This is a genomic window from Arsenophonus sp. ENCA (genome assembly GCF_002287155.1).
GTDB lineage: Bacteria > Pseudomonadota > Gammaproteobacteria > Enterobacterales > Enterobacteriaceae > Arsenophonus > Arsenophonus nilaparvatae.
Map to the genome: position 1 here is coordinate 1 of NZ_NHNG01000802.1, position 2,561 is coordinate 2,561.

Consider the following 2,561-nt stretch of genomic DNA (forward strand, 5'->3'; position numbering starts at 1 on the left):
TACAGGTTTCGATCTTGACCAGCGGGTCACCCAACTTGTCGATCGTCTGTTGGTGATACTGGTTTGCAAAGAGGTCATTCTTAATGGCGCTGCGTTTCTTCATGGTGGTTAGCTCAGTAGACCAGCTTCCGATAACTTTATCAGCAAAATCAAACTCGGCTTAGGTTTTTCGAGGTGCCCCTAATTCAATATTTTATTAATAATATCATTTTTTATAAGGCGTGAATCGTGGTTTTAATGGCATTCTTTCATCTATCCGAGCCTTATTGATCATAATGTCTAACTCAGTAATTTGATAATTTTTCCATAAATGAGAATAGTTTTTCACCTCTTCAGGCCATTTATTGATAACAGAAAATCCTCGCTTAAGACATTCCTGATTTAGTGATGTATATCGCAAATGCAAAAATAGCAATTTATCCCTAAAAAATATGACATGTCCCTTTCCTAAAGTATATGAAGTTAACGTAGACAAAGTAACATTGCCTTCTTTTTTAACAATATAATTTGGTATACGAGTTAATTCTCTATGTTCAGCTAATAAGTGCTGATCGCATAATTCACTGGGCGGGATTACATTTATTCTCGTCATAATTAGCTAATAATCAAAATTTTTATGTTAAAAATCTTATTATATCGCTATTTACTAAATTTATATTAAAAATTATTTTATCTTATATTTTTACTATGCATAATCAATAAATTACCTGATTCTGTAGGTGTATCTTTTGTCATGGGAGGATTTATCATTAAGCTGTATTGTGGCGAAATTATTTGCTGCAATAAATCAACTCCAGCTATCGCAAACAGTTTTACAGCTTAAACATCAACCTTGTACACGTTAGCTACTTCAAAATTAGCCATGTTTTTTATCAGCCAAAGACATTATCATATTTTGCATTATAGAATACTCACTATGCGATTTAAATTAGATAAACTTTAAGTATTTTGACAATCATATATAGTAAAAAATGATATAAAATTCTAATAAGATAACTCAATAAATAAATAGATCATTATTTCATAAAATATATTGTAATATCATTTGGTTAATTTAAAATTTTGGTTTTATATCAGCTAAAAATAACCATGAAGTATTTATTTAAAATTTTGACTATTATATCCATTTTAAAATTTAATCTAGTTAATATTTGCCATGCGATGACCAGTCCTACTGCCATATATGCTTGCGAGAAAATTGTCGTTGGAGTTGAAGATGGCAAACGCCATTGTTTAACACATGATGTTGAAGGTAATAAACATAATATTATATTAAATGATTGACTTGACCATTAATTGTTTCATTTATTGCCAGTCTCATTTTGTTAATTATTATTAACCATATTAGTAAAAAAATAATCACTTAATTTTAATGGTGAGATACAGATTAATTTTATAAAAACAGCCAAATGTTAATTAATCGTTAAAAAAAGGCTATACTTGATAATGATTTTCATTCTCGAGGGTATAAACTATGAAATCATCATTAAAAACATCTACTATTATCACAATACTAATCGGACTTAATTCTACCGCTAGTATAGCTGACGTTAGCTCACAAAGAAACCCAACGCCTAACAACAATGAGCATCTTGTAAACCCAGTTCTTCAAACTGGTTCAAATGTCGCCAATAATGCAATAAATACAAGTTATGACACAGTTCAAAAAGCAAATACCGCTGCCAATCAGCTCAGTCAGTCAATTGTTAATAATGGCTCTCGGCTTATAGACAATGTTGCTACAACAGGTTTAAGTGCTAATCAAACAACGCCCGAAAGCGGTTTGAATTTGGCCCATAACACTACACAAAGAGGGCTAGAAATAGCCGCAAATATCACTAATAAAACGCTTGATATGGTTGGTGCTGCGGCTAGTGGCGGTTTAAAATCAGCCAGTGATGTTCTTGATAAAACAACCGCATTTTCCTCTAAAGTTTCACAAATAAAATATGGAAATAACTCACGTCCTCAAGGGTTAACCGTGGCTATCAAAGCCATTGACGCGGGGTTAAATTCTGCCAATAAGACGATAGATAAGACCTTAGGAGTGGTGAGGGATACCGCTGACGGTAGCTTAAATACGGCTAATCGTATTCTCGATACGACATTTCAGGCAGCGGACACAGCGCTCAGCGAGACTTTTGATTCAAACAAAACTATTTCACAAACAGCGATAGATGCGGTTAAAGATACTGTTAATCATGGTATAAATATGGCTGCTAACACCACCAATGCCAGTTCAGAACTTGTTAATTCCACTACTAATCAAGGTCTTAATTTGGCAAATTCTGTAACTAACCGCGCTCTTACAATTGCTGACCCAGCCAATAATGCTGAAGCTATTACTAACAATAGCGCAAGTACAACTTCCACCAATAATAGGGCACCTCGAAAAACCTAAGCCGAGTTTGATTTTGCTGATAAAGTTATCGGAAGCTGGTCTACTGAGCTAACCACCATGAAGAAACGCAGCGCCATTAAGAATGACCTCTTTGCAAACCAGTATCACCAACAGACGATCGACAAGTTGGGTGACCCGCTGGTCAAGATCGAAACCTGTA

Annotated in this window: 2 protein-coding genes; one reads left to right on the forward strand and one right to left on the reverse strand. The window is 34.1% G+C overall.

The genetic code is table 11. The features are described from left to right. Window positions 1-205: 205 nt before the first annotated feature. The gene (locus CBG25_RS21610) at window positions 206-592 is read right to left on the reverse strand and encodes a pyrimidine dimer DNA glycosylase/endonuclease V (RefSeq protein WP_366212826.1); all 387 of its coding nucleotides are present in this window, start codon (window positions 590-592) and stop codon (window positions 206-208) included. An 882-nt stretch (window positions 593-1,474) separates the two neighbouring features. Between CBG25_RS21610 and CBG25_RS20845 the strand changes: the two genes are divergently transcribed. Continuing rightward, on the forward strand, window positions 1,475-2,401 hold the full coding sequence (locus CBG25_RS20845; protein WP_290608978.1) for a hypothetical protein: 927 nt from the start codon (window positions 1,475-1,477) through the stop codon (window positions 2,399-2,401). The last annotated feature ends 160 nt before the right edge of the window (window positions 2,402-2,561 follow it).

Bases quoted from the DNA above. Each gene is read 5' to 3' on its own strand.
- CBG25_RS21610 (WP_366212826.1), bottom strand. From the start codon at position 592: ATGACGAGAATAAATGTAATCCCGCCCAGTGAATTATGCGATCAGCAC.
- CBG25_RS20845 (WP_290608978.1), top strand. From the start codon at position 1,475: ATGAAATCATCATTAAAAACATCTACTATTATCACAATACTAATCGGA.